26 protein-coding genes are annotated in these 25,503 nt (G+C 61.5%); 15 read left to right on the forward strand and 11 right to left on the reverse strand.

Annotated features, from left to right (window positions below):
• Nucleotides 1–2: 2 nt before the first annotated feature.
• The 10 genes from KJP28_RS03735 (at nt 3) to KJP28_RS03780 (ending at nt 10,785) form a co-directional block, all read left to right on the forward strand.
• Nucleotides 3–2,366, forward strand: coding sequence for an ABC transporter permease (locus tag KJP28_RS03735; protein ID WP_255552169.1), 2,364 nt, complete (start codon nt 3–5; stop codon nt 2,364–2,366).
• Nucleotides 2,367–2,370: 4 nt separating this feature from the next.
• A complete protein-coding gene (locus KJP28_RS20055) occupies nt 2,371–3,582 on the forward strand; it encodes an efflux RND transporter periplasmic adaptor subunit (RefSeq protein ID WP_218390879.1) in 1,212 nt (403 codons plus the stop codon).
• A gap of 168 nt (nt 3,583–3,750) precedes the next feature.
• Nucleotides 3,751–5,355, forward strand: a complete 1,605-nt coding sequence (locus KJP28_RS03745; RefSeq protein ID WP_218390880.1) for a calcium-binding protein — start codon at nt 3,751–3,753, stop codon at nt 5,353–5,355.
• A 58-nt stretch (nt 5,356–5,413) separates the two neighbouring features.
• Complete coding sequence (argE, locus tag KJP28_RS03750; RefSeq protein WP_218390881.1) at nt 5,414–6,580, forward strand: acetylornithine deacetylase; 1,167 nt, start codon at nt 5,414–5,416, stop codon at nt 6,578–6,580.
• Between the two features lie 184 nt (nt 6,581–6,764).
• Entirely contained in the window at nt 6,765–7,391 is a 627-nt protein-coding gene (locus KJP28_RS03755; protein ID WP_218390882.1) for an ATP-dependent Clp protease proteolytic subunit, read from the forward strand.
• 138 nt (nt 7,392–7,529) lie between these two features.
• Nucleotides 7,530–8,807 (forward strand): ATP-dependent Clp protease ATP-binding subunit ClpX, encoded by a 1,278-nt coding sequence (clpX, locus tag KJP28_RS03760; RefSeq protein WP_218390883.1) that lies wholly within the window; start codon nt 7,530–7,532, stop codon nt 8,805–8,807.
• Nucleotides 8,808–8,911: 104 nt separating this feature from the next.
• Nucleotides 8,912–9,292, forward strand: coding sequence for a RidA family protein (locus tag KJP28_RS03765; RefSeq protein WP_218390884.1), 381 nt, complete (start codon nt 8,912–8,914; stop codon nt 9,290–9,292).
• Nucleotides 9,293–9,372: 80 nt separating this feature from the next.
• Nucleotides 9,373–9,747, forward strand: coding sequence for an NADH:ubiquinone oxidoreductase subunit NDUFA12 (locus KJP28_RS03770; RefSeq protein WP_218390885.1), 375 nt, complete (start codon nt 9,373–9,375; stop codon nt 9,745–9,747).
• Nucleotides 9,748–9,769: 22 nt separating this feature from the next.
• Entirely contained in the window at nt 9,770–10,225 is a 456-nt protein-coding gene (locus KJP28_RS03775) for an MlaD family protein (RefSeq protein WP_218390886.1), read from the forward strand.
• Nucleotides 10,226–10,227: 2 nt separating this feature from the next.
• Nucleotides 10,228–10,785 carry a DUF2155 domain-containing protein gene (locus tag KJP28_RS03780; RefSeq protein WP_218390887.1) on the forward strand — a complete coding sequence of 186 codons (558 nt, stop codon included), beginning with the start codon at nt 10,228–10,230 and terminating at the stop codon, nt 10,783–10,785.
• Here KJP28_RS03780 and aat read toward each other — a convergent pair.
• From aat to KJP28_RS03805, 5 genes are all read right to left on the reverse strand, one after another.
• Nucleotides 10,740–11,399, reverse strand: a complete 660-nt coding sequence (aat, locus tag KJP28_RS03785; RefSeq protein ID WP_218390888.1) for a leucyl/phenylalanyl-tRNA--protein transferase — start codon at nt 11,397–11,399, stop codon at nt 10,740–10,742. The two genes, KJP28_RS03780 and aat, sit on opposite strands and share 46 nt — an antisense overlap.
• Nucleotides 11,400–11,403: 4 nt before the next feature.
• Entirely contained in the window at nt 11,404–12,753 is a 1,350-nt protein-coding gene (accC, locus tag KJP28_RS03790; protein ID WP_218390889.1) for an acetyl-CoA carboxylase biotin carboxylase subunit, read from the reverse strand.
• A gap of 13 nt (nt 12,754–12,766) precedes the next feature.
• Nucleotides 12,767–13,270, reverse strand: coding sequence for an acetyl-CoA carboxylase biotin carboxyl carrier protein (gene accB, locus KJP28_RS03795; RefSeq protein ID WP_218390890.1), 504 nt, complete (start codon nt 13,268–13,270; stop codon nt 12,767–12,769).
• 208 nt (nt 13,271–13,478) lie between these two features.
• On the reverse strand, nt 13,479–13,901 hold the full coding sequence (locus KJP28_RS03800; RefSeq protein ID WP_218390891.1) for a hypothetical protein: 423 nt from the start codon (nt 13,899–13,901) through the stop codon (nt 13,479–13,481).
• An 88-nt stretch (nt 13,902–13,989) separates the two neighbouring features.
• The gene (locus KJP28_RS03805; protein ID WP_218390892.1) at nt 13,990–14,637 is read right to left on the reverse strand and encodes a TetR family transcriptional regulator C-terminal domain-containing protein; all 648 of its coding nucleotides are present in this window, start codon (nt 14,635–14,637) and stop codon (nt 13,990–13,992) included.
• Nucleotides 14,638–14,778: 141 nt separating this feature from the next.
• On the opposite strand from KJP28_RS03805, the gene KJP28_RS03810 reads away from it, so the two are divergent.
• Genes KJP28_RS03810 through KJP28_RS03830 form a run of 5 tightly spaced genes read left to right on the forward strand, consistent with a single transcriptional unit; the run spans nt 14,779 to nt 18,427 of the window.
• Entirely contained in the window at nt 14,779–16,296 is a 1,518-nt protein-coding gene (locus KJP28_RS03810; RefSeq protein WP_218390893.1) for a class I adenylate-forming enzyme family protein, read from the forward strand.
• Nucleotides 16,277–17,080, forward strand: coding sequence for a 3-hydroxybutyrate dehydrogenase (locus KJP28_RS03815; RefSeq protein ID WP_218390894.1), 804 nt, complete (start codon nt 16,277–16,279; stop codon nt 17,078–17,080). The genes KJP28_RS03810 and KJP28_RS03815 overlap by 20 nt, the downstream gene beginning before the upstream one ends.
• A gap of 60 nt (nt 17,081–17,140) precedes the next feature.
• Nucleotides 17,141–17,698, forward strand: coding sequence for an RNA polymerase sigma factor (locus tag KJP28_RS03820; protein ID WP_218390895.1), 558 nt, complete (start codon nt 17,141–17,143; stop codon nt 17,696–17,698).
• Complete coding sequence (locus KJP28_RS03825; RefSeq protein ID WP_218390896.1) at nt 17,685–18,053, forward strand: DUF6768 family protein; 369 nt, start codon at nt 17,685–17,687, stop codon at nt 18,051–18,053. Before KJP28_RS03820 ends, KJP28_RS03825 begins: the two co-directional genes overlap by 14 nt.
• Nucleotides 18,050–18,427, forward strand: a complete 378-nt coding sequence (locus KJP28_RS03830) for a hypothetical protein (protein ID WP_218390897.1) — start codon at nt 18,050–18,052, stop codon at nt 18,425–18,427. The genes KJP28_RS03825 and KJP28_RS03830 overlap by 4 nt, the downstream gene beginning before the upstream one ends.
• Nucleotides 18,428–18,655: 228 nt before the next feature.
• Here KJP28_RS03830 and KJP28_RS03835 read toward each other — a convergent pair whose 3' ends face one another.
• From KJP28_RS03835 to KJP28_RS03860, 6 genes are all read right to left on the reverse strand, one after another.
• Complete coding sequence (locus tag KJP28_RS03835; RefSeq protein WP_218390898.1) at nt 18,656–19,399, reverse strand: PRC-barrel domain-containing protein; 744 nt, start codon at nt 19,397–19,399, stop codon at nt 18,656–18,658.
• 230 nt (nt 19,400–19,629) lie between these two features.
• Nucleotides 19,630–21,567: an acetate--CoA ligase gene (gene acs, locus KJP28_RS03840; protein WP_218390899.1), complete on the reverse strand. Its 1,938-nt coding sequence runs from the start codon at nt 21,565–21,567 to the stop codon at nt 19,630–19,632.
• Between the two features lie 110 nt (nt 21,568–21,677).
• Entirely contained in the window at nt 21,678–22,463 is a 786-nt protein-coding gene (locus tag KJP28_RS03845; protein ID WP_218390900.1) for an ABC transporter ATP-binding protein, read from the reverse strand.
• Between the two features lie 13 nt (nt 22,464–22,476).
• Nucleotides 22,477–23,232: an ABC transporter ATP-binding protein gene (locus tag KJP28_RS03850; RefSeq protein WP_218390901.1), complete on the reverse strand. Its 756-nt coding sequence runs from the start codon at nt 23,230–23,232 to the stop codon at nt 22,477–22,479.
• 12 nt (nt 23,233–23,244) lie between these two features.
• The gene (locus KJP28_RS03855) at nt 23,245–24,441 is read right to left on the reverse strand and encodes a branched-chain amino acid ABC transporter permease (RefSeq protein ID WP_218391688.1); all 1,197 of its coding nucleotides are present in this window, start codon (nt 24,439–24,441) and stop codon (nt 23,245–23,247) included.
• A gap of 9 nt (nt 24,442–24,450) precedes the next feature.
• A complete protein-coding gene (locus KJP28_RS03860) occupies nt 24,451–25,482 on the reverse strand; it encodes a branched-chain amino acid ABC transporter permease (protein ID WP_218390902.1) in 1,032 nt (343 codons plus the stop codon).
• Between the last annotated feature and the right edge of the window lie 21 nt (nt 25,483–25,503).

The following is a 25,503-nucleotide window of genomic DNA, read 5'->3' on the forward strand; positions in this document are numbered from 1 at the left end:
CGATGCGTGCGCTCGACAAGAAACTGATCCGCGACATCAAACGCCTGTGGGCGCAGGCGCTAGCTATCGCCGCGGTTCTTTCGGTCGGCGTCATGATCATGGTCATGGCATTCGGTACGCAGTTGTCGCTCTCGGAGACCCGCGACACGTTCTATGAACGCGCACGGTTCGCAGACGTTTGGTCGTCGGCGAGCCGTGCGCCCAAATCACTGGTCGAAGAAATCGCGGCGATACCTGGTGTCGCCCGCGTCGAGGCGCGGATCAGCCAGTTCGCGGTGATGGACCTGCCGGACATGAACGACCCGGCGATGGCGCAGATCCTGTCGATCCCAGAAAGCGGCGAACCTCAGATGAACGCGCTGATCCTGAAGGATGGCCGTATGCCGGGTTTCGGGCAACGAGATGAAGTGCTGGTGAACGAGGCTTTTGCGCTGGCACACGATTTTGCGCCGGGGGACCGCTTTGCGGTTACGCTGAACGGCCAGAAGCGGGATGTGCAGATCGTTGGCGTCGCGCTCAGCCCGGAGTTCATTTACACCATCGGGCCCGGTTCGATCATGCCGGATGACGAACGCTTCGGGATCCTGTGGATGTCGGAAGATGTTTTGGCGGCGGCGTTCAACCTGTCGGGTGCGTTCAATTCGGTCACGTTATCGGTGACGCGGGGCACGGACCTCGCTCCGGTGAAGGACGAGTTGGAAAAGCTGCTCGAACCTTATGGAGGCACGGGCCCGTACGACCGGGAACAGCAGGTTTCGAACGCGTTTCTCGACGGTGAACTCGAACAACTCGACGTTATGGCGCGGATCGTGCCGCCGATCTTCCTGATCGTGAGCGCGTTTCTGGTGAACATGGTCCTGGGTCGCATGATCCAGCTCGAGCGCGAGCAGATCGGGCTGCTCAAAGCACTGGGCTATTCGACCTTCGAGATCGCCGCGCATTACATGAAGCTCAGTCTCGGGATCGGGGCGATTGGTGTCGTGATCGGCTGGCTCCTGGGTCTGGCTGCGTCGCAAGCGATGGCGTCGGTCTATGTCGAGTATTTCCACTTCCCCTATCTGATCTTCGCACAACGTCCTTCCGTCTATGTGATCGGGGCGGCCGCAGGGCTTTTTGCGGCGTTTGCCGGGGCGCTGCTCGCGGTTCGGCGCGTGGCCGGATTGTCACCGGCCGTCGCTATGAGCCCGCCCGCGCCGACCCGGTTCCGACGCGGGCTCCTGGACCGGCTGATCCGGGTGCTCAAGCCCGAACAACCGACCATGATGATCCTGCGCGCCATCGGGCGGTGGCCGCTGCGCGCTGCGCTCACCTGTCTCGGCATCGCCACATCCGCGTCGATCATCGTCGCGGGCCTGTTCATGTTCGACAGTTTCGACGAGCTTCTGGACGTCGCCTTCGTTCAGGCGAACCGACAGGATGCGATCCTTGAATTCGCAATCGAACGGCCCGAAGCGGTGCTGGACGCGGTGGAGGATCTGCCCGGCGTTCTCAAGGCTGAAGGTGCACTCTCGGTGGCGGCAAGGCTGACCCATGGTCATCGCTCGCGCACGATCGGGATAGAAGCGGCGCGCCCGGAGAACGATCTCGTGAGGGTTTATGACGGCGACAACCGCGTCGAGGTTCGCCCTGAGAACGGTATCGTCCTTGCAAAGCGGCTCGCAAATCATCTGGAGGCCGAGGTCGGCGACGTCATCGAGGTGGAATTCCTGCAAGAAGGTGACGAGGTCTACCTCGTCACGCTGACCGGGACCGTCGCGCAGTTCTTCGGCCTGTCGGCCTACATGGAGCTCGATACCGTTGCGGCGATGCTGGGAAAGACCCCGACGCTGCAATTGGCGAACGTGATCATCGACACGGCCTATGAGGATGCGCTGTTCGATGCGGTCAAAGCCAGCCCGGCGATTTCGGGCATTACCTATATGAGCGAGGTGCGGCGGGGCTTCGACGAGACGATTGCCGAAAGTGCCGGAATCACCCTGACGATCTATACGCTGATGGCGGCACTGATCGCGATCGGTGTGGTTTACAACTCGGCCCGGATCCAGCTTTCGGAACGCGCGCGTGAGTTGGCGAGCTTGCGGATACTCGGCTTCACGAAAGGCGAGGTGAGTTACATCCTGCTGGGCGAATTGTTCATTCTGACGCTCGTGGCGATCCCGGTCGGGTTGGTCATGGGATACGGTATGGCGGCGGGCATGGTCGAGAGTTTCAAGTCCGACCTCTACGCGCTGCCCCTTATCGTGACGGAAACCACATATTGGCGCGCGGCTGGCGTGGTGGCGGGGGCCACCATCGTCTCGGCGCTTATCGTCAGGCGGCGGATCGACCGAATGGATCTAGTCGCCGTGATGAAAACAAGGGAGTGACCCCATGAAACTCAGAACTTTCGTGATCGGCACAGTGGCGCTTGCCGCCATCGGGGGCGCGGTCTGGGTGTCGATCCAGCCGGAAGTGATTCCGGTCGACATGACGACGGTGGGCTCGGGGCCGATGGAGGTCACGGTGAACGCAGACGGGCGCACCGAGGTCCGCGATGTGTACGAGGTGGCCGCTCCGGTAGCGGGCAAGGTCTTGCGTGCACCGGTTGCGGTCGGGCAACGGGTGGTGCAGGGCGAAACGGTCGTGGCGCGGATCGAGCCGGGGGAGCCGGCGTTTCTGGATGAGCGGGCGCGCGCACAGGCCGAAGCATCCGTGGCACAGGCCGAAGCGGCGCTCGCCCTGTCGAGAGCGCAGACGGCAAGTGCCGAGGCGGATCTGAACAATGCTCAACGCAATCTCAATCGGGTCTTCGATCTCCACGGGCGCGGCACCGCTCCGGATGCGCAGTTGGAGCAGGCCGAGACCGCCCTGAACGTGGCCGCCGCGCAGTTGGACAGTGCGCATGCCACCGAAGAGATGCGTGCGAGCGAACTGACAGCCGCGAAGGCGGTGCTGATCGAACCGGGCCAAAGGGAACGCAATGGCGATGGCGAATGCTGCATCGAGATCAAGGCGCCTGTCTCTGGCACCGTTTTGTCGGTGGCTTCGGTGTCGGCGCGTCCGGTGCAGGCGGGAACGACACTCTTGTCGATCGGTCCCACGGAAGACCTGGAAATCGTCGTCGAGCTTTTGTCGACGGATGCGGTGCGGCTCGCCCCCGGTGCACCTGCCCATATCGAACGCTGGGGCGGTGCGCGGGCGCTCGAGGCCGTTGTTCGCGAAATCGAACCTGCGGCTTTCACCAAGGTTTCGGCGCTGGGCATCGAGGAGCAGCGTGTGCGCGTGATCCTGGAATTTGCGGAGGGGCAGGAGGTGCCGCCGCTCGGGCACAACTTCCGAGTCTATGCGCGGGTGGTCGAATGGGCGGCCGAGGACACGCTTCAGGTTCCTATATCGGCGCTGTTTCGCGATGGCGGGGACTGGGCGGTGTTCGTCGTCGAGGGCGACACCGCAAGACTCGCCAGGCTGGAAGTCGGGCGGCGTAACCCTGACGTCGCGCAGGTGACAGGCGGGCTATTGGAAGGAGCGGTCGTCATCACGCATCCTTCGGACCGGGTCGGCGACGGCGTGCTCGTCACGGCGCGCGAGGAGGCCGAAGGCTGAACCTGCGGGTTGGCAGCGGAGTTGCGCCAGTTTGGCCATGTCAAAAAATTCCCCGGACTTTGCCGGTCACTGATGTGGTAGTCTGATCGCATCGGCAGTCGAGGAGGGCCGCCGAGACAATTTTTTTTGTGACAGACGTGATGGGCGAAACGCCCAGGGGAGTTATTAATGGCATATGAATTTTTCAGATTGACCGACACGGCCATCAACTACGCGGGTCCCGACCCGTTCTTCATCGAACAATTGCCGGGACAGCAGACCGTCGTCGGTGCAGGTTGGACCATCCAGGCAAGTGGGGCGCCGGGTGACATTCTGTTGGGCGGGGAAACGGTCTCTGACCAAGGGGTTCTGGTTTCGGCAGGGGCCGACGGAACGAATGTCCGACTTGAGGCGAGTGGCAGCATTACGGCCACGAACGCGACCGGATATGGCATCGCGTTCAGCTCTGTCGACAACGGGACCATTGTCAACGAGGGCGAAATCACAGCGGCTGCTTATGGCGTTTACCTAACCGGCGCGACTTTGTCGAATTCGGTCGTGAATAGCGGCGTCATCGAAGCCGCCCTTGGGGTATACGCTTTGAACGCAGCCGCGGTGCACAATACCGGCGTGATCCGGGGTGTATCGGCTACCATCGCGACGAACATTGGCGTGACCCTCGGGGGCACTGGCAGCCATCTCGAAAACCACGGAACGGTCATCGGGCGCACTTATGGAGTCTATCTTGGGGACAACGCCTCGATTTTCAATTCCGGTAGGGTCGAAATAAGGGGGTCGGGCACCGACGCCGTTTTTGGCACGTCGGATGACCAGCGGGTCGTCAATGCCGGCGTCATCGACGGAGACGTTTCGTTGGGCAACGGCGCAGACCTTTACGTCGGCGTGCGCGCCGGCCGGACGACCGGCGAAATCGATCTCGGTGGCGATGATGACAGCGCGTATGGCTCCAACGCCGCGGATATGTTCGAAGGCGGCGACGGGTTGGATCATATTTTCGGGCGCGGCGGGAATGACATCATCCGGGATTCCGCAGGCGGGGTAATGGCCTATGGCGGCACCGGGCATGACACGATCATCGTAGCCGGAGGCGGAACAGCGCGCGGTCAGGCTGGAAACGACACATTGATCAGTGGTGCCGTGGGCGACGTGCTCTACGGCGATGGAGGCAACGATGTCTTACGCGGCAACGCAGGCGGCGATGTGCTCTACGGAGGAAGTGGAAACGACAGATTGTTCGGTGGCACGGGCGGCAATGCGCTCTATGGGGATCAAGGCGAAGACCTTCTCGTAGGAGGATCAGGGAACGAATTTTTGTTCGGCGGCACCCAGGATGATGATCTGCGTGGGGCGGGAGGAAACGACTCGCTCTATGGAGACGAAGGCAACGATCGCCTCCTGGGCCAAGACGGCGCAGATATCCTGTATGGTGGTAATAACAACGATTTTCTCGTCGGCGGCGCGGACAACGATTATTTGCTCGGCCAGGCGGGCAATGACCGTTTGCGCGGCGATGCCGGTGCAGACCAGTTTTATTACAACATCGTCGATCAGGGGACGGATCGGATCCTCGACTTCGAGGATGGCGTCGACAAGATCACGATCGCTGGCGCCGCGACCCTGACGGCGCTCGAGATCAATAACGCCATCTCGCGGGTCGGCACCACCAATCACGCGCGTGTCGATCTTGGAGCGATGAACGAGGCGGGCCTGACTGGTCAGATCATCGTGCTCAACATGTGGGGCGATCTGAACTTCGGAGACTTCAACTTCTGAGCCAAGCCGTTTCCGGTCGCTCTGGCAAAAGCGTGAGGCCCGTGGCAGGGTCTCACGCATGGCCGATTTCTATTCCACACGAGACATTCTTGCACGGCTCATAGCCTTTCCGACGGTTTCGGCCGATCCGAATCGTGACCTCATCGACTGGATCGCGGATTACCTGCAGGGCGTTGGTGCCCGGGTGGAGGTTCTGCCGAGTGCGGAGGGTGGAAAAGCCAATCTTTTCGCGACGTTCGGACCCGAAGGTGATGCGGGCGTCGTCTTGTCCGGGCATACGGATGTCGTGCCGGTGGCGGATCAGGACTGGACCTCGGACCCGTTCGAGTTGCGAGAGGCCGATGGATTGCTCTTCGGGCGCGGCACATGCGATATGAAAGGGTTCATCGCCTGTTGCCTGACGCTCGCGCCAAAGCTCGCAGATGCTGAGTTGACCCGTCCGATACATTTCGCGTTCACGCATGATGAGGAGGTCGGGTGTCTCGGTGCCGCGGAACTCGTGAAGGCGATCACCGACCGCGAACTTCGGCCCGCCATGGCGATCATCGGAGAGCCGACCGAGATGCGGATCATCGAGGGGCACAAGGGGTGTTGTGAGTACACGACGCGGTTTCACGGGCTGGAAGGCCACGGGTCGGCGCCCGATCTCGGGGTGAACGCGGCGGAATATGCCGTGCGCTATGTCGGGCGGCTCATGGAACTGCGGGAAGAGCTGAAGACCCGGGCACCGGCGTTGTCCGGATTCGAACCCCCTTGGACCACGATCAACATCGGAGGCGTGCATGGCGGCGTTGCCCATAACGTCATCGTCGGCAAGGCCGAGGTCGAATGGGAATTTCGTCCGGTGCAGGAGAGGGATTTCGAATTCGTGACCTCCGAGATGGCCATGTTCGCGGGCGATGTGTTGTTGCCCGAAATGCAGGCGGTCCACCCGGAAGCCGCCATCGAAACCGAAGTGGTCGGCGAGGTGCCGGGTCTGGAGCCGATGGATGAAAACGCGGCGCGCGACCTGGTTGCGGAACTGACCGGGGCGAACACAGCCGGACTGGTCGCGTTCGGCACGGAAGCGGGGCTCTTTCAGGGGCTCGGGATGAATGTCGTCATCTGCGGCCCCGGTTCGATCGAGCAGGCACACAAGCCGGATGAGTTCGTCGCGGCGGATCAACTCGTCGCATGTCTCGAGATGCTCGAGGGGCTCGTCGAGAAATTCAGCGTCAAGGCCTGAATGCCCGATGCGGCGGTCGCAACACTTAGCGAATTGTTTACTGATTTCCCTGAGGTTCGCGGACAATCGCCGGGGGTACCTTGAAGCCCCCCGAACGGAGCATTAGGATTCTGCACATGGGCCGTCCGGCCCGCGTATGGAGAGGTCCCGTCCGGGGCCCGGACTGACAGAGGCAGGCGCGAATATGAAAGATCCCATCGACACCTATATGAACACCCTCGTCCCAATGGTCGTCGAGCAGACCAGCCGGGGCGAACGGGCCTATGACATCTTCTCGCGCCTTCTCAAGGAGCGGATCATCTTTCTGAACGGGCCGGTGCACGACGGCATGTCTTCGCTGATCTGCGCGCAGCTTCTGTTTCTAGAAGCGGAAAACCCGTCGAAAGAGATCGCGATGTACATCAACAGCCCCGGCGGCGTGGTGACGAGCGGCCTGTCGATCTACGACACGATGCAATACATCCGGCCCAAGGTCTCGACCCTCGTGATGGGGCAGGCGGCCTCGATGGGGTCGCTCCTCCTGACCGCGGGCGAGGCGGGTATGCGGTTCTCCCTGCCCAACAGCCGGATCATGGTGCACCAGCCCTCGGGCGGCTATCAGGGTCAGGCGACCGACATCATGATCCATGCGCAGGAAACGCAGAAGCTCAAGGATCGGTTGAACCAGATCTACGTCAAGCACACAGGGCAGAAGCTCAAGGCCGTGCAGGACGCGCTGGAACGTGACAACTTCATGGATCCCGAACAGGCCAAGGAGTGGGGCCTGATCGACGAAATCGTCGACAGCCGCGAGGCGATGCCGGAAGAATAAGGCCGATCCGACCCCGCGAAACGTGAATAAAATCGCATTGCGGGGTCGTTGCGGCTGCCCTAGACTTGGGCGAACAACGGATGGACTTGCCCTGAACTGGGCGCAAACAGGCAGGGCAAGGGCCCTGGATAGGACGATATGGCGACGAATTCCTCCGGCGGCGACAGCAAGAACACCCTCTACTGCTCTTTTTGCGGAAAGAGCCAGCACGAGGTGCGAAAGCTGATCGCAGGTCCGACCGTGTTCATTTGCGATGAATGCGTCGAACTTTGCATGGACATCATTCGGGAAGAGACCAAGGGGTCCGGGCTCAAGTCCACCGACGGCGTTCCGACACCGCAGGAAATCTGCGGCGTGCTGGACGACTACGTGATCGGGCAGGCCCATGCCAAGCGGGTGCTCTCGGTTGCGGTTCACAACCATTACAAGCGGCTGAACCACGCGGCCCAGGCGGGTGACGACATCGAACTTGCGAAGTCGAACATCCTGCTGATCGGGCCAACAGGTTGCGGCAAGACGCTCTTGGCCCAAACGCTCGCGCGCATTCTGGACGTGCCCTTCACCATGGCAGACGCCACGACGCTGACCGAAGCGGGTTACGTGGGCGAGGACGTGGAGAACATCATTCTGAAGCTGCTTCAGTCTTCGGAATACAACGTGGAACGCGCACAGCGTGGCATCGTCTATATCGACGAAGTCGACAAAATCACCCGCAAGTCCGACAACCCGTCAATCACCCGCGACGTTTCGGGCGAGGGTGTGCAACAGGCGCTTTTGAAGATCATGGAGGGAACTGTCGCTTCGGTTCCGCCGCAGGGCGGGCGGAAACATCCGCAGCAGGAATTCCTGCAGGTCGATACGACGAACATCCTGTTCATCTGCGGCGGCGCGTTTGCCGGTCTCGACCGGATCATCGCGCAGCGCGGCAAGGGGTCGGCCATTGGTTTCGGCGCCGATGTCAAGGACGACGAGAAACGCAAGGTGGGCGAGTTGTTCAAGGAACTCGAGCCCGAGGATTTGTTGAAGTTCGGCCTGATTCCCGAATTCGTGGGCCGTCTGCCTGTGATCGCAACGCTCGAGGATCTGGATTCCGAGGCGCTGGTCACGATCCTGACCCAGCCGAAAAACGCGCTGGTCAAACAGTACCAACGTTTGTTCGAGCTTGAGGATGCGACGCTGACCTTTACGGAAGATGCGCTGGCGGCAATCGCCGAGAAGGCGATCGAACGGAAGACCGGCGCGCGTGGTCTGCGCTCCATCCTGGAAGACATCTTGCTGGATACGATGTTCGAATTGCCCGCGCTGGAAAACGTGGATGAGGTCGTGGTGAACGAAGAGGCTGCGAATTCGGATGCCAAGCCGCTCATCATCTATGCCGAGGACACCGGCAAGAAAGAAGGCGCCAGCGCCGGCTGAGCCGAGCCGCACATTCCAAGTCCAGAAAAGCCACCGTCCGAGGTGGCTTTTCTTTTTGATGGGCCGGCGTAAAGTCGGGACGTGTGCAAGAGGAACGTCAGGGCGTGGACCGCAAACGCATCAGTTCAGGATCGCCGTTCGAGGCGCAGATCGGCTATTCCCGCGCTATCGTGGTGGATGGCTGGGTCTTCGTCGCGGGCACCACGGGCTACGACTATGAAACCATGTCGATGCCGGTCAGCGTCGCCGAGCAATGCGCCAACGCGATCGCCACGATCCGAAGCGCCTTGTCGGAGGCGGGCGCAACGCTCGATGATGTCGTGCAGGTCAGGTACATCCTGCCGGACGCTTCGGATTTCGAGCCTTGCTGGCCAATCCTGTCGGAAGCCTTCGCGACCGCGAGGCCCGCCGCGACGATGGTGCAGGCGGGCCTGATGCGCCCGGAAATGAAAATCGAGATCGAAGTCACCGCGAGACGCCCCTGATCCTTGCCGACCGCAGGCACCGGGGCTGGACCTCGCCCCGTGATTGCGCCATATGAGGAGGGACGTATTCGGAGGTTCTCATGCGCTCGATCCTGTCCCTCATCACTTGGTGGCACGATGAAACACTCGGCACCCGCATCTACACCTGGCGCAAGGGCGTGAAGGTGGGCGAAGACGAGCAGGGCAACGTGTTCTACCGCAACAAGGACGACAGCAAACGCTGGGTCTGTTATGCGGGCGAACCCGAAGCGAGCCGCATTGCGCCGGATTGGCATGGCTGGCTGCATCGCACCTTTGACGACAACCCGGCCGAAGCCCCGCTGCCCCATAAGGATTGGGAAAAGCCGCATGTCGACAATCTGACCGGCACTGCGCTCGCCTATGTGCCGCCGGGGTCGATCCGCCGCGAGAAGCCGGTTGAACGCTCGGACTACGAGGCGTGGCAGCCGGAATAGGCACACAGCGCGGGGGTCCGGCATGGTGATCCAGAGGAACGAATGGGCCGACGTGGCCACGGGCGCTGTCGTGCTTGCCGTCGCGCTTGGGTTTCTCACCTATGCGATGGGCCTTGTGGGCGCGTTCGGCGCGGCGGACGGGGTGCGCAATTATCGCGTATCACTGGTCGAAGCCCAGGGTGTTCGCACCGGCACTGACGTGCGTGTTTCGGGCATCACGATCGGGCAGGTGGGTTGGCTGGAATTGAACCCCGAAACATTCGCGGCAGAGACGGAACTCGCTTTGGACGGCGCCTATGACTTCCCGGAAGACAGCGTGGCTGTCGTTGCGTCGGAGGGCCTGCTCGGTGGACGTTTTGTGGAAATCATTCCCGGGTCGTCGTCGTTCCCGCTCGAACCCGGTGGTCGGTTCCGCACGATGGTTCCTGAAACCAACCTGATAGATCTGTTGCTTCAGGCGCTGAACGGAAGGCGGTGACGATGCGGTTCGGAGTTTTTCTCGCCACGCTTGCCGCGCTGGCCTCTACGCCGGTTTTTGCTCAGGACGAAAACCAGCAGTTCGAGCCGCTCGACGTGATCGAGGGCCCGGGGGATATCCCCGAGGACCAGGTTTTCGATGAAGACGCGCCGTTCGACGAATACGGCAATCCGCTCATTCTCGGGCAAGACCCGCAAGAGCCTAACCTGCCGCTCAGGTCCGGCGAGGGTGAAACGGTGACGACCGTGCAGAAAGGCCCAGAGGTCACTAAGGGCACGGGCGCCGTGCTTCGCGGCCTCGACAAGCTGGCGGGCACGCCGATCGACCTGCAATTGACCACCGGGCAAACCGGTGAGTTGGGTTGGTTACAGGTGACCATGGCCGAATGCCGGTATCCGAGCGACAACCCGCAAGGCGATGCGTTCGCACATCTCGTGATCCGAAACGGAAACGAGGAGGAAACGTTGTTCGACGGGTGGATGGTCGCGTCGTCTCCGGCGCTGTCTGCGCTCGATCACTCGCGTTTCGACGTCTGGGTAATTCGGTGCACGACTGAATGAGCGTCCGGGAGCGGCCGGGACAGGATGTCGGCCTGTCCGTGCGCCAGGGCCTGTTCCAGCATGCGATGGTATTGCGCTCGGGGAATTTCGATTGCGCCAAGAGACGCCAGATGCCCGGTGAGGAACTGCGTATCGAACAATGTGAAGCCGGTCTGGGCCAGATGAACGACCATCGTCGCTAGTGCGATCTTCGAGGCATCGCGCCGTTGTGAGAACATGCTTTCGCCAAAGAACGCACGCCCCAAGGTGACGCCGTAAACGCCGCCGACAAGCTCCGCACCTTCCCAGAGCTCCAGCGAATGGGCATGTCCGGCTGCGAAGAGCGCGGCATAACCTTCGCGGATCGGCGGGTTGATCCAGGTCTCGGAACGGTCCGCGCAGCCGTTCACGACCCCCTCGAAGTCTTCGTCGAGGCTGATACGAAACCGTGCGCGGCGGATCGTCTTCGCGAGAGATCGGGACAGGTGAAACCCGTCGAGCGGAAGTAGCCCGCGAAACTTTGGATCGACCCAGAACACGGCGCTGTCGGTCGCGTCTTCGGCCATCGGAAAGATGCCCTGAGCGTAGGCGTTCAGGAGGAGCTCCGGTGACAGTCTGAAGCTCTCGTCCTTCACGCGTTCAGCCGCTCAGGTTCTGCGCCAACCAGCCTTCAAGCCAGTGGATATCGTAATTGCCTGCAAGAATGTCTTCTTCTTGGAGAAGTGCGTGGAACAGGGGGATCGTGGTGTCGATACCGTCGACCACGAGTTCGCCGAGTGCGCGGGAGAGGCGCGCGAGCGCTTCGGGTCTGTCGCGTCCATGCACGATCAGCTTGCCGATCAAGCTGTCGTAATATGGCGGGATCGAGTAGCCGTCATAGAGCGCACTGTCCATCCGTACGCCAAGCCCGCCGGGCGCGTGATACTGCGTGATCCGTCCCGGACTCGGCGAGAAATTCGGAAGTTTCTCGGCGTTGATGCGGATTTCGATCGCGTGGCCGTTCACCGCGAGATCGTCCTGCGTAAACGACAGACCAAGGCCTTCGGCGACTCTTATCTGTTCCCGCACCAGATCGACGCCGAAGATACCCTCGGTCACGGGGTGCTCGACCTGAAGCCTGGTGTTCATTTCGATGAAAAAGAACTCGCCGTCTTCGTAGAGAAATTCGATCGTGCCGGCGCCTGAATAGCCCATTTCGGCGATTGCCTTCGCGCAAATTCCACCGATCCGCGCGCGTTCTTCGGGTGAGATCGCAGGGCCGGGCGCTTCTTCGAAGACCTTCTGGTGACGGCGCTGGAGCGAACAATCGCGCTCGGCCAGATGAACGCCGCCGCCCTTTCCGTCGCCGAACACCTGAACTTCGATGTGGCGCGGCTTCTGGAGGTATTTCTCCATATAGACTTCATCGTTGCCGAAAGCGGCCTTCGCCTCGGACCGGGCGGTGCGAAAGGCGTTGTCCAGCTTGGCCTCGGATTCCGCGACTTTCATGCCGCGTCCACCACCACCGGCCGTCGCCTTGATGATTACGGGATAGCCCATCTCGGCAGCCAGTTTTCGCGCGGTCTCGAGGTCGGGCACACCGCCGGGTGAGCCTGGAACGACCGGGATGCCCAGCTTTTCCGCGGTCTCCTTGGCCGTGATCTTGTCGCCCATCTGGCGGATGTGTTCTGCGGAGGGACCGATGAAGGTCAGGTCATGATCCTCGACGATCTGCACGAAATTGGCGTTCTCGGACAGAAAGCCGTATCCGGGATGGATCGCCTGCGCGCCCGTGACTTCGCAGGCCGCGATGATCGACGGAATATGCAGATAGCTCTGGGTCCCCGAAGGCGGCCCGATACAGACGCTTTCGTCCGCCATGCGCACATGCATCGCATCCGCGTCCGCTGTGGAATGAACGGCTACGGTCGCAATACCCATTTCCCGGGCGGCGCGGATCACGCGGAGGGCAATCTCGCCCCGGTTCGCGATCAGGATCTTGTCGAACATCGCTACCCCGCGCCTATTCGATGATCATCAACGGCGCGCCGAATTCGACGGGCGAACCGTCTTCGACGAGGATGCGTTTGACCGTGCCGGCCCGTGGTGCCGGGATCTGGTTCATCGTCTTCATCGCCTCGACGATGAGCAGGGTGTCGCCCTCCGCTACCTTGTCACCCGTCTTGACGAAAGCAGGGGTTCCGGGTTCGGGCTGAAGATAAACGGTTCCGACCATCGGCGAGGTTACCGCACCGGGATGCGACGCGGGGTCGTCGGCGTCGCCACCGGACGCGGCAGGCGCTGCAGGCGCCGCGGCAGGGGCAGACGGGGCCGCGGGTGCTGCGGGTGCGGGGGCGGCGTATTGGATGGGCGCGGCCATGGTGCTGCCTCGGCTCACCCGAACATTTAGCCTGTCGCTTTCGCCGTATTCGCGGTCCACCTCGACCTCGGTCAGGTCGTTCTCCTGAAGAAGCTCGGCCAGCGCCTTGATGAAGGCCACGTCGCTGTCATGGGTTTTCTTGGTCATACAGTCCTCGAACCTGTTCCCCTTGTCGGGCGGGGCGTTATGTCCACCGTGTATAAGCTGTGAGGTGAGGAGTGAAAAGCGGTCGCAGCGGATTTGGGCGAAATTGGCAAGAGCGCGGCACGGGGTTTTCGCTGCCGTCGTGCGAAGGAAGTGCCATGCTATTGCGCCGCCGCTCAGGCTATGCGGTGTCTGGGACTTTGGCCGGCGTTTAGGCGACACCCATCGAAGGCGCAGCTTCGGAGTGTTCAGTGTCGGTTGTGCGCAGGTTCGCCTCGGCTTCTATTTCGGCGGCGGATTGCAGCGCTTCCGCGTCACGCTCCTTCGATCTAGCCGCTTCCATCCGGGCGAGCTTTTGTTTCAGGTCGGTTTCCAACTCCAGAAAGCTCACGTCGAACGAAGGCGGGGGGCCAGCGGGGCGGTCGCCCTCGGCCACGGCGCGCCGCAGGGCGAGCAGATCGCGCGTAGGCGCTGCCTGTGCTTCCTGGTTTGGATGGTCGCCGGCCTGTTGCCCGGCGTTCGATGTGCCAGAGTTCTGATCGACTTGTTGAACCCGGACAGGCTGGGGCAGCGGCGCGACCGGACCGCTCGACAGCGTCCGCGCACCGAGCTGTGCTACACCGGAGATTTCCATTTTTCAGCTCCGCGTTTGGAGCCCCCACCACGTCAGGCCATAATGTTCGCCATTTGTGGTTTTTGTCCACAAAAACAGAGTGATATGGTTAAGCGTTTGTTGACACGGCCGCGTGCTGGTTGGCCGGTGTAAGCGCGGCCCGAAAAAGGTGCCGCAAAAATTCACGGGCATCGTCGAAGTGGTCGTCGCCCTCGGGCGCAAGTATTCCTCGGACCTGCGTATCGAAATCCGCATAATGCTGTGTCGTGGCCCAAATCGAGAAGATCAGGTGATACGGGTCCACATCGGCGATTTTGCCTGATTGGGTCCAGTTGCGGATGACGGCCGCCTTCTCGTCGACCAATTCGCGCAGATCACCTGTGATCATGTCCATGATGCGAGGCGCGCCCTGCACGATCTCGTTTGCGAACAAACGGCTTTCGCGTGGCATTTCCCGCGCCATGTCGAGTTTGCGCATCACATAGGCGACGATTTCCTCGATCGGGTCACCTTGCGTGTTCAGCGCGCGCAGCGGCTCGAGCCAGTCCGTCATGAGATGTCCGAGAAGTTCCACATGGATGGCTTCCTTGGACGGGAAATAATACAGAAGATTAGGCTTCGACAATCCGGCCGCCTGGGCGATCTGGTCGAGCGTGGCACCACGGAAGCCGTGTTGCGAGAAAACGTCCAGCGCCGCGTCGCGGATCGTCGCGCGATTGCGTTTCTGGATACGTGTCACCGGTTTCTGGCTGTTCATGCGCGCGCCTTGTCACTTCGGAGGCCTAGATTGCATGGAACGCGGAATCGTTTCAACCGAGAGGTCGTATGACCTTACGGGATTTCACGGACTGGCGGGCCGGGCGCCACGACGGTAGTCTTCGCGGCGGGAGGATTGCGGATGAATATGGCGCATTGGCTGGCGCGGGCGGCTTCGCGAGCGGGCGACGATCCGGCGCTTTTTTACGGGCACAGGCAGGTTGCGAGTTATGGCGCCTTTTTCCGGGAGGCGTCTAGTGTCGCGGGCGCCCTGCGCGAGCAGGGAATCGAGCCGGGCGATCGCGTGGCCTTGTTCATGAAGAACGTGCCCGACTACCTTATCGTGCTTTATGGCATTTGGATCTGCGGCGCGGCCGCGGTGCCGATCAACGCGAAACTCCATGCCCGAGAGGCGGCATTCATCGTCGAAGCGTCCGGCGCGAAAATGGTGTTCGTCACGGACGACTCGCTGAGCGTGGCGGTCGACGTGACCTGCGTCGACGTAGCAGATGAAGCGTTCGCCGCAATAAAGAGCGGGGCCAGTTTGGCTATCGAGGACCGCGCACCGGAGGACCTCGCATGGCTTTTCTACACATCCGGCACGACAGGTCAGCCAAAAGGCGTGCGGATCACGCATGGCATGCTCCTGTCGATGTCGCTTGCCTACCTGTGCGACGTGGATGACGTGGCGAAGGAGGATGCGGCATTCTACATGGCACCGATGAGTCATGGAGCCGGTCTTTATGCGCTGGTCCATGTGCTGCGCGGCGCGAGGCATATATGTCCGGCCTCGGGCGGCTTCGATGCGGGCGAATTGCTGGACGCGGCACGGGGGCAGGGGCCACTTTCGATGTTCATGGCACCCACGATGGTGCGGCGCATCACCGATGCGGCACGGGCAGCGGGCGACCGGGCCGACGGGATCAAGACCATCGTCTATGGCGGGGGTCCGATGTATGTCGCGGACATCGTGGAAGCGGTCGACTGGTTCGGGCCGAAATTCGTGCAGATCTACGGACAGGGGGAGTGCCCGATGTCGATCACGGCCCTGTCGCGTGAAGACGTGGCGGATCGCTCGCATCCGAACTGGAAGACGCGCCTTGCTTCGGTCGGATGTGCGCAGTCGGTCGTCGAAGTCGCAATCGGGGACGCAGACGGAAACCCGCTTGCACCCGGCGCGGTAGGTGAGATCATGGTGCGAGGCCATACGGTGATGCCAGGCTACTGGCAAAACGAGGCGGCGACAGCGAAGACGATCCGGGACGGCTGGTTGATGACGGGTGATATGGGGTTATTGGACGGAGACGGGTATCTTACCCTGCGCGACCGCTCCAAAGACGTCATAATTTCCGGCGGCACGAACATCTATCCGCGTGAAGTGGAAGAGGCGCTTCTCACACTCGAGGGCGTGCGTGAAGTATCGGTGCTGGGGCGCCCCGATCCGGAGTGGGGCGAGGATGTCGTGGCCTTCGTGGTCGCGGACACAGGCGTGGATGTGCCAAAACTCGACGCGCATTGCCTTGCACAAATCGCGCGTTTTAAGCGCCCCAAGGCCTATATTTTTACCGATGACTTGCCGAAAAACAACTATGGCAAGGTTTTGAAAACCGAGCTGCGTGAGCGGCTGAAGGAGATGAACGATGAGCAATCTGACAGGTAAGACCGCCCTTGTGACCGGGTCCACTTCGGGCATCGGCCTCGCCATTGCGGTGGAGCTTGCGAAGGCGGGGGCGCGGATCGCGGTGCATTCGCTCCCCGGCGACAAGGGCGCGGACGACGCCGTGGCGGCAATGAAGGACGCAGGCGCACCGGAAGCGCGGTTTTTCGGCGCTGACGTGTCGAAGGCGGGCGAGATCCACACGTTGATGGGCGAGGCCGAGGCTTTTGGTCCGATCGACATACTCGTCAACAACGCGGGCATTCAGCACACCGCCGGTATCGCGGACATGCCGGACGAAAAATGGGACGCGATCATCGCGATCAATCTGTCCGCCAACTTCCACACCATGAAGGCGGTCTTGCCGGGAATGGCCGCGCGCGGGTATGGGCGCGTCGTCAACATCGCCTCCGTTCACGGGCTCGTCGCCTCAAAAGACAAAACGCCATATGTCGCTGCGAAACACGGCCTCGTCGGCATGTCCAAGGTCGTCGCGCTGGAATACGCAAACAAAGGCGATGCAGCCAAAGGCGGCGTGACCGTGAACTGCATCGGTCCGGGTTGGACCGAAACCCCGTTGATCGAAGATCAGATCCAAGCGGCCGCTGCGAAAGCGGGCGGTGACCGCGACAAAGGGATCGCGGCGCTTTTGTCGGAAAAGCAGCCGAGCGAACGGCTCACCCGCACGTCGGATCTTGGTGCGCTCGCCGTATTCCTGTGCTCGGATGCAGCGCAGAACATCACCGGGGTCACGATCCCGGTGGATGGCGGTTGGACCGCGCAGTAATTTTCGTTGAACCGAATTTCCGTCCCGGCGCACCTATCGACATGAGAGGAGAGTGTCGGGATGGACCCACGCGCACGGGCGCTTGACGCATATCTCGTGGCGACCGCCCGTGCAGGCGACCGACGTGCGATGGAGCGACTGGTCCTGCATCGTGGCGACAGGCTCATGGCACATGCCGTGCGGCTGCTGGGCGACCGCGAAGTGGCGCGCGATATGGTGCAGGAAGCCTGGGTCGAGATTATCCGGGCGCTGCCGCGCCTGAAGGACGACGGGGCTTTTCTGCCGTTCGCTCTCAGGATCGTCTCGCGCCGCGTCGCCCGTGAAATCGGGCGGCGGCAGAAGGGCCGGCGGCTCGAGGCGGCGGTGGCCGTCGAGGTCGCGGCAGAGGTTGGCGAGGCCGGGCCCGCGGCGAGCGACGCTGCCAAGGTCCGCACCGCGATCCGTGCGTTGCCGCCGGATCAGGCAGCGACTGTGGCGCTTTTCTATCTCGAAGACATGAGCGTGGCCGAAGTGGCCACGGCAACCGATGTGCCGGTCGGAACGGTCAAGACCAGGCTCATGCATGCGCGGCGAAAACTGCGCGATGTGTTGGAAGGAGACACAGATGAACAGAATTGACAGGTTGATCGAAGAGGCATTGTCCGAGGAGGATCGTGCCATCGTGGAGCAGACAGCGGAACGCGGTTACTTCCGTCTCGGGCTGGATCAGTTCAGCGGCAAACTCGGTTGGGTGACCTGGGTGGTAATGATCGTGCAATCCGCGATGTTCGTCGTGGGCGTTTGGGCGGCCTGGCAATTCTTCGGTGCCGGGGACGTTCTGACGGCGCTCAAATGGGGTATTCCGGCGGCCACGCTCATCGTCGTCGCGACCACATTGAAGCTCAGCCTCATGCCGCAGATGCAGGCGGACAGGGTGTTGCGGGAGTTGCGTCGGCTGGAATTGATGATCGCGCGACGGGACGCGGACGGATGACCGGGACAATCGCGTGGATCGCAGGTCCTTACCTCATCGCCACTGCCCTCGGTTTCCTGATTTCACGTGGGTTCTATGAACGCATGGTCTTGGGCAATGCCGATGCGGACCCGGTGCTTCTGAACCTGTCCGGGGCGGTGCATTTCATCATCGGGGCAATCGTGCTCGCCAACCATTGGGATTGGTCCGGGCTGGGCGCAGGGGCTGTGACCTTGCTGGGCGTTGCGGCTGTTGCGAAAGGCGCGTCGCTGATCATCGTGCCCGAATTGACGCTCAAGACGCCGAAGACGGTCGGCGCGACCCTGACGGCGAGCTCCGCGGGATTTTTCATCTGGGGCGCGCTCCTGCTTTGGGTCGCTCTCACGGGGGGCTGAAACGAAATTCCCCGGAGCGGGTTTGCCGCACCGGGGGAATGGTCGAGCCATCGTGCTTAAATGCTTTTTCCCGAGTTACCCCAGCCTGTGTGTAAGTGATCCAACGCGTATCATGTTGCGCGATTCTTGACGCCACGTCAAGAATTTTTACCAAACGGAAAAATCGTTGCGAATTGCAAAGAAAGACCGGCCCGAAGGCCGGCCCTTGGTTTTCAGAGATAGCGGGGCTTACGAACCCATCGCGCTGCGCAGGCTCAACTCGCCATCAATGGCGGTCGCACTCGCGGCGTCGAACTCCTGCATCTCTTTCAGTTCATCTTCGGTGTAACCCGAAACCATGAACTCGGTCGGTTCGCCGTCTTCATTCGACTCATTCACCGTCAGGCGATCGAGCCCAATGGCGACATCGTGTTCACCGAGGCCGAGGAAGCCACCGATGCCGATGACGGCCATCACTTCGCCGTTCGCTTCGACGAAGCTGTCGATTTCGCCGACGTCGTTACCTTCCTGAGAAACGACGTTGGTCCCGATCAGGGAAGAAATCTGCATGTCGGCTGCGGCCGCCATGTCGCTGTCGAGCAGCGAGCCTTCGGCGTCGGCAGCCATTTCGCCTTCGCCTTCCATCTCGTCGGTCAATTCTTCAGCACCTTCGGCCACGTCCGAACCCATTTCTTCCATGGATTCTTCGGTCTCTGCGGCCATTTCTTCGGCGCCCTGTTCGACGTCTTCAGCAGTGTTCTCGGCTGCATCAGCCACGTCTTCGGCAGTGTTCTCAAGAGCTTCGCCGGTTTCTTCAGCGGTCTTCTCGAGTTCGGTTTCGACGTCCGTAGACATCTCGGTTTCGGCTTCGACGGTTTCGCCCGCGGCCACATCACCTTCGAGTTCGGTCGTGGTATCCTGAGCAAAGGCAGAGCCAGCGGCGATGATGAGCGCGGCAGCCGATGTCATCAGGGTTTTGTTAAGCGGTTTCATAAATGTTTCTCCTCTGTCTGTCTGGCCGGGTGGCCTATCTGACATCCCAATGGAACAGGAGCGACAAATGTTCCTGACTCAGAAAAATCTATTTTTTAGTTATCGAAAACAAACGGTTATGGGTAGATTGCCGAACGCGGAGCGTCGCTGTCGGGACCAAAAAGAAAACGGGCCGGCGCGAGGCCGGCCCAGTCGACGGTCCCGAACAGGTCGGGATCCGGCGGGGAGTGTTACTTGTTCATCCGGTTGTCGATCAACTCGTCGACCACGGATGGGTCGGCCAGCGTCGACGTGTCGCCAAGCGCGCCGTAATCGTTCTCGGCGATCTTGCGCAGAATGCGGCGCATGATCTTGCCGGAACGGGTTTTCGGCAGGCCCGGAGCCCATTGAATGAGGTCTGGCGACGCGATGGGGCCGATTTCCTGACGAACCCAATTACGAAGCTCGGTCTTGAGTTCGTCGGTGTATTCCTCGCCTTCCATCAGGGTGACATAGCAATAGATGCCCTGTCCCTTGATGTCGTGCGGATAGCCCACCACGGCGGCTTCCGCGACTTTGGCGTGGGCGACGAGCGCGCTTTCCACCTCGGCGGTGCCCATGCGGTGGCCGGAGACGTTGATCACGTCATCGACGCGGCCTGTGATCCAGTAATCGCCATCGGCATCGCGGCGGCAACCGTCACCGGCGAAGTAGTAGCCTTTATAGTCCGAGAAATAGGTCTTCACGAAGCGTTCGTGGTCACCGTAGACGGTTCGCATCTGGCCGGGCCAGCTGTCGGCGATGCACAGCACGCCTTCGCATTCCGTTTCGGCGATCTCGGTCCCCGCGGTCGGGTCGAGGACGACCGGCTGCACGCCGAAGAAGGGCTTCATGGCCGCGCCGGGTTTGGTCGCATGAGCGCCGGGCAGGGGGGTCATCATGTGACCGCCGGTCTCGGTCTGCCACCACGTGTCGACGATGGGGCAATTCCCCTTGCCGACGACGTCGTTATACCAGTTCCACGCTTCCGGGTTGATCGGCTCGCCCACGGTGCCCAGCACCTTGAGGTCCGAGAGATCGTATTTCTCGACCCAGGAGTTGCCCTGACCCATGAGCGCACGCAGCGCGGTGGGGGCGGTGTAGAACTGGTTCACCTTGTGCTTTTCGCAGACGGCCCAGAATCGGCCCGCATCCGGATAGGTGGGCACGCCTTCGAACATCAGCGTGGTCGCGCCGTTCGCGAGCGGGCCATAAACGATGTAGCTGTGGCCGGTGACCCAGCCCACGTCGGCCGTGCACCAGTAGATGTCGCCGTCGTGATAGTCGAACGTCACCTCATGGGTGAGCGCGGCATAAAGCAGGTAGCCGCCGGTGGTGTGGACCACGCCCTTGGGCGCGCCGGTAGAGCCGGAGGTGTAGAGGATAAAGAGTTCGTCCTCGGCATTCATCGGTTCCGGTGCGCACTCACTCGACGCCTCGTTCAACAGCGCGGTGTAGCCGTGATCGTGCTTACTCATGCCGACATCGGCGCCGGTGCGCTCGACCACCAGACAGGCGACGTCGCCGCAATGCTCGCGCGCCTTGTCCACGTTTTTCTTGAGCGGCGTATTGCGACCACCGCGCGGCGCTTCGTCGGCGGTGATGATAAGCTTGGCGTCACAGCCCGACACGCGGGCGGCGAGTGCTTCGGGCGAAAAACCCGCGAAGACGATCGAATGGATCGCGCCGATCCGCGTGCAGGCCAGCATCGCATAGGCCGCCTCGGGGATCATCGGGAGATACAGCACGACACGGTCGCCTTTGCCTACGCCCAATCCCTTGAGCACGTTGGCGAATTTGTTCACCTTCTCGGACAGCTCATTGTAGGTGATGTGCTGGTCGACGTTGGGATCGTCCGACTCCCAGATGATCGCGGTCTGGTCGCCACGGGTGGCGAGGTGACGGTCGATGCAATTGACCGAGACATTCAGTTCTCCGTCCTCGAACCATTTGATCGAGACGTTGTGGTAGTCGAACGACGTGTTCTTGATCTTGGTCGGCGTCTTGGACCATTCGAGACGCGTCATCTGTTCTTTCCAGAACGCTTCGGGGTCGTTCACGGACGCCGCGTACATCGCGTCGTATTTTGCCTGATCGACATGGGCGTTTTTCTTGAATTCTGCGGATGGGGGGTAAGTGTTGCCGGACATGTCGTCCTCCTCCTCGCCGTTGGTTTGTATTGCATGAGACGGCGCGAACGCCGCCTCAGGTTTCGGCTGATGCGTCGCAGGCCCCTCCCGACCGGCGACACGGCCCCCGCTCAGATGGCGAGGTATTCGTGGCGCAGCGACTCGTTCTCGAGCACCTCTTTCGCGGTGCCGTCAAAGACGACCGTGCCGGTGTCGAGAATGACGGCCCGGTCCGCGAGTTCAAGGGCCCGGATCGCATTTTGCTCGACCAGAACGGTTGTAATGCCCTGTGCCTTGATGATGTTGAGCGTCTTTTCGATTTCGTCGACGATCACGGGCGCGAGGCCTTCGTAGGGTTCATCGAGCAGAAGCACCTTGATGTCGCGCACGAGCGCGCGGGCGATTGCGAGCATCTGCTGTTCGCCGCCGGAAAGCGTGGTGCCCTCCTGAGTGCGCCGTTCCTTCAGGCGCGGGAAAAGCTCATAGACCCGCTCGAGCGACCAGCCGATCGGCGGGGCAATCTGGGCGAGCTTGAGGTTTTCCTCGACCGTCAGGCCCTGGATGATCCGACGATCTTCCGGCACCAAGGCGAGGCCGTTCTGGGCGGCTTCGTGGCTCTTCATGTTGTGAAGCGCCTGGTGATCGAGCCAGATCTCGCCCTGCGTCACCATCGGGCTGCCCGTGCGTGCGATGGCCCGGAGCGTCGAGGTCTTGCCCGCGCCGTTCCGGCCCAGAAGTGCGAGGATCTCGCCTTCGTGGATGTTGAAGGTCACACCCTGGACGATGTAGCTCTCGCCGTAATACGCGTGGATGTCCCAGCATGAGAAGAACGCGGGCGCCGTGGACGCATGGTTGGCATTCTTCGAGTGGTCCACTGGCGCGCGACGCTTGGCTTCGCCTGCAACTTGTTGGTTCATGTCCCTGATCTCCCTAAGCGGCTTCGCCGAGATAGGCTTCTTTCACCTTCGGATGGCCCTTGATGTTCTCGGGCGTATCCTCGACCAGCGGCGTCCCTTGGGCGAGCACGGTGATCCGGTCGGCGAGCGAGAACACGACGTGCATGTCGTGCTCGATGATCGCCATGGTGATGTCGAGCTTTTCGTTGATCTCCTTGAGGAGGTCGATGGTGTTGTTCGTGTCGGCCCGGGCCATGCCTGCCGTCGGCTCGTCGAGGAGCAGGAGCTTGGGCTTCTGTGCCAGGCACATCGCCATTTCCAGACGGCGCTTGTCACCGCGAGACATCGAGGCGGCGTTCATGTGACGCTTGTCGATCATGTTCACGTCGATGAGCATCTGCTCGGCTTCTTCCACGATGTCGACTTCATGCGCCACCGTTTCGAAAGGATGCAGGCGGAACGCCCCGTCGCGCTTGGCGAAACACGAGATCATGACGTTTTCCAGCACGTTGAGGTCCGAGAAAATCTCGGGCGTCTGGAACACGCGTGAAATGCCCATCTGGTTGATCTGGTGCGGTTTGAGGCCCAGCACCGACTGACCGTTGAACATGACGCTGCCGGTGTCCGGGATCAGCTTGCCGACGAAGCAGTTGAGCAAGGTGGACTTGCCGGCGCCGTTCGGACCGATGATGGCGTGCACGGTGTGTTCCTGCACCGAGAGGTTCACGTCCGAAAGGGCCTGGAGCCCGCCGAAGCGTTTGCCTACGTTCTTGACTTCAAGGATACCCATAGGTCTCTCTCCTTATTCCGCAGCCGAGGGCTGTGCTTCGGTTTCGGCATCGTCGCCGCCGGATTTCCTCTTGCGGAAGGCGTTGGCGATGCGCTGACCGCCCTCGACCAGACCGCCGGGCAGGAAGATCACGACGAGCATGAACAGCAGACCGAGGGTGAGGTGCCAGGATTTCCCGACGAAGAAGTGGCTGACGCCGATCAGGAAGTTCTCAAGACCATCGGGCAGGAAGGCGAACCAGCCGTGAAGCACCTGGTCGTTGATCTTCGAGAAGATGTTCTCGAAGTACTTGATGAAGCCTGCGCCGAGGATCGGACCCATGAGGGTACCGGCACCGCCGAGGATCACCATGAGAACGACTTCGCCCGATGCGGTCCATTGCATCCGCTCCGCGCCCGCGAGAGGGTCCATCGACGCCATAAGGCCACCGGCGAGACCGGCATACATGCCGGAAATGACGAACGCAGCCAGCGTGTAGGGACGGGTGTTGATGCCGGTGTAGTTCAGGCGGGTCTGGTTGGTCTTGATCGCGCGCAGCATCAGGCCGAAGGGCGAGCGGAAGATGCGCAGCGAAAGGTAGAACACCAGGATCGCGATGATCGCCGTGAAGTAATAGCCGTTGTTGAACACGAACTGCCAGCCGCCGACATTCCAGGTCGCGCTTTCATTCATGACGATCCCGAAGAAGTGCGGGCTGGTGGGGGAATTCTCGCCCATCAGGACCTGTGCGTCGTTGGTGTAGACCTGGAGCCCGGTTTCGCCGTTGGTCAGCGGGGTGAGCACCGAGTAGGCGAGGTTGTAGCACATCTGCGCGAATGCGAGCGTCAGGATCGAGAAGTAGATGCCCGAGCGACGCAGGCTGACGAAGCCGATGAGGAGCGCGAAGAGCGCTGACACGATGATCGCAAGGATCAGGCCGGGGACCACGTTGTAGCCCAGTAGCTTGTACATCCAGACCACCGAGTAGGACCCCACGCCCAGGAACGCGGCGTGACCGAACGAGAGGTAGCCGGTCAGGCCGAACAGGATGTTGAACCCGATCGCGAAGATCCCGAAGATCGCGAACCGCTGCATCAGGTCCGGGTAGCCGGCGTTGAACTGCGCCAAGGTGCTGCTGGCCGGGAAGGGTTGCAGGAGGATCGGCGTGAGCAGGGTCAGCGCGATTACGATGAGCAGAAAGGTCGTGTCTTTCTTGGAAAGCCCTAGCATTTTCATGGCTTATTCCTCCATCACGCCGGCGCGACCCATAAGGCCCCGCGGACGGGTCAGCAGAATGATGATGGCGACGAGGTAAATGATGACCTGGTCGATACCGGGGATGAGCGACTTGATCTCGTTCATCGAGGCGAAGCTTTGCAGGATACCCAGAAGGAACCCGGCCGCGACGGCACCGGGCAGCGAGCCCATACCGCCGACGACGACCACGACGAAGGAGAGAACGAGGAAGTCCATGCCCATGTGATAGTTTGGCGCGAGGATCGGGGTGTACATCACCCCCGCCACGCCCGCGACCGCAGCGGCGAGGCCGAACATCAGCGTGAAGCGCTTGTCGATGTTGATGCCCAGCAGGCCGACGGTTTCACGATCCGCCATGCCGGCGCGGACGACCATCCCGAAGGTGGTGAATTGCAGGAATGCGAAGACCCCGCCGATCACGATGGCAGCGAACAGGAAGTAGACCAGCCGCCAGTAGGGATACATGATCGAGTTGGGCGGGAAGCCCAGAAGCGATCCGAAGTCCATCGACCCGGCGAAGGCGTCGGGCGCACCGGTCTGGATCGGGTTCGCGCCGAAGAAGTATTTCACGAGTTCCTGAAGCACGATGGCGAGGCCGAAAGTGACGAGGATCTGGTCGGCGTGGGGACGTTTGTAGAAATGCTTGATCAGGCCGCGCTCCATGATGAAGCCGACCAGCAGCATCACGGGGATAGCCATGACGATCGCGATGGGAACGGACCAGTCGATCAGCCATGCACCGACGTCGGCGCCGAACCAGCTGTCGACATAGGGCACCTGAACTTTCAGCGGATTTCCGAGGAAGTCGGTTTTCTCAGGATCGATCTGTTCATAGGACAGCGACAGGATGCGCTGAAGCGTCACGGCGACGAAAGCGCCGATCATGAACAGCGCGCCGTGCGCGAAGTTCACCACGCCAAGCGTGCCGAAAATCAGCGTGAGCCCAAGCGCGATGAGCGCGTAGGCCGAACCTTTGTCGAGGCCGTTCAAAATTTGAAGAATGATGGCGTCCATTGTCCCCACCCGTGATTGTGT

It is taken from the genome of Maritimibacter dapengensis, assembly GCF_019218265.1.
GTDB lineage: Bacteria > Pseudomonadota > Alphaproteobacteria > Rhodobacterales > Rhodobacteraceae > Maritimibacter > Maritimibacter dapengensis.

Excerpts from the sequence above, each read along its gene's own strand:
- KJP28_RS03860 (WP_218390902.1), bottom strand. The coding sequence starts at position 25,482 with ATGGACGCCATCATTCTTCAAATTTTGAACGGCCTCGACAAAGGTTCG.
- KJP28_RS03780 (WP_218390887.1), top strand. The coding sequence starts at position 10,228 with ATGCGGTTCGGAGTTTTTCTCGCCACGCTTGCCGCGCTGGCCTCTACG.
- KJP28_RS03815 (WP_218390894.1), top strand. The coding sequence starts at position 16,277 with ATGAGCAATCTGACAGGTAAGACCGCCCTTGTGACCGGGTCCACTTCG.
- accB (WP_218390890.1), bottom strand. The coding sequence starts at position 13,270 with ATGACCAAGAAAACCCATGACAGCGACGTGGCCTTCATCAAGGCGCTG.
- argE (WP_218390881.1), top strand. The coding sequence starts at position 5,414 with ATGGCCGATTTCTATTCCACACGAGACATTCTTGCACGGCTCATAGCC.
- KJP28_RS03850 (WP_218390901.1), bottom strand. The coding sequence starts at position 23,232 with ATGGGTATCCTTGAAGTCAAGAACGTAGGCAAACGCTTCGGCGGGCTC.
- KJP28_RS03770 (WP_218390885.1), top strand. The coding sequence starts at position 9,373 with ATGCGCTCGATCCTGTCCCTCATCACTTGGTGGCACGATGAAACACTC.
- KJP28_RS20055 (WP_218390879.1), top strand. The coding sequence starts at position 2,371 with ATGAAACTCAGAACTTTCGTGATCGGCACAGTGGCGCTTGCCGCCATC.
- KJP28_RS03805 (WP_218390892.1), bottom strand. The coding sequence starts at position 14,637 with ATGAACAGCCAGAAACCGGTGACACGTATCCAGAAACGCAATCGCGCG.
- KJP28_RS03745 (WP_218390880.1), top strand. The coding sequence starts at position 3,751 with ATGGCATATGAATTTTTCAGATTGACCGACACGGCCATCAACTACGCG.
- clpX (WP_218390883.1), top strand. The coding sequence starts at position 7,530 with ATGGCGACGAATTCCTCCGGCGGCGACAGCAAGAACACCCTCTACTGC.
- KJP28_RS03755 (WP_218390882.1), top strand. The coding sequence starts at position 6,765 with ATGAAAGATCCCATCGACACCTATATGAACACCCTCGTCCCAATGGTC.
- KJP28_RS03835 (WP_218390898.1), bottom strand. The coding sequence starts at position 19,399 with ATGAAACCGCTTAACAAAACCCTGATGACATCGGCTGCCGCGCTCATC.
- accC (WP_218390889.1), bottom strand. The coding sequence starts at position 12,753 with ATGTTCGACAAGATCCTGATCGCGAACCGGGGCGAGATTGCCCTCCGC.
- KJP28_RS03735 (WP_255552169.1), top strand. The coding sequence starts at position 3 with ATGCGTGCGCTCGACAAGAAACTGATCCGCGACATCAAACGCCTGTGG.
- KJP28_RS03775 (WP_218390886.1), top strand. The coding sequence starts at position 9,770 with ATGGTGATCCAGAGGAACGAATGGGCCGACGTGGCCACGGGCGCTGTC.
- KJP28_RS03800 (WP_218390891.1), bottom strand. The coding sequence starts at position 13,901 with ATGGAAATCTCCGGTGTAGCACAGCTCGGTGCGCGGACGCTGTCGAGC.
- KJP28_RS03855 (WP_218391688.1), bottom strand. The coding sequence starts at position 24,441 with ATGCTAGGGCTTTCCAAGAAAGACACGACCTTTCTGCTCATCGTAATC.
- KJP28_RS03825 (WP_218390896.1), top strand. The coding sequence starts at position 17,685 with ATGAACAGAATTGACAGGTTGATCGAAGAGGCATTGTCCGAGGAGGAT.
- KJP28_RS03810 (WP_218390893.1), top strand. The coding sequence starts at position 14,779 with ATGAATATGGCGCATTGGCTGGCGCGGGCGGCTTCGCGAGCGGGCGAC.
- acs (WP_218390899.1), bottom strand. The coding sequence starts at position 21,567 with ATGTCCGGCAACACTTACCCCCCATCCGCAGAATTCAAGAAAAACGCC.
- KJP28_RS03845 (WP_218390900.1), bottom strand. The coding sequence starts at position 22,463 with ATGAACCAACAAGTTGCAGGCGAAGCCAAGCGTCGCGCGCCAGTGGAC.
- KJP28_RS03830 (WP_218390897.1), top strand. The coding sequence starts at position 18,050 with ATGACCGGGACAATCGCGTGGATCGCAGGTCCTTACCTCATCGCCACT.
- KJP28_RS03820 (WP_218390895.1), top strand. The coding sequence starts at position 17,141 with ATGGACCCACGCGCACGGGCGCTTGACGCATATCTCGTGGCGACCGCC.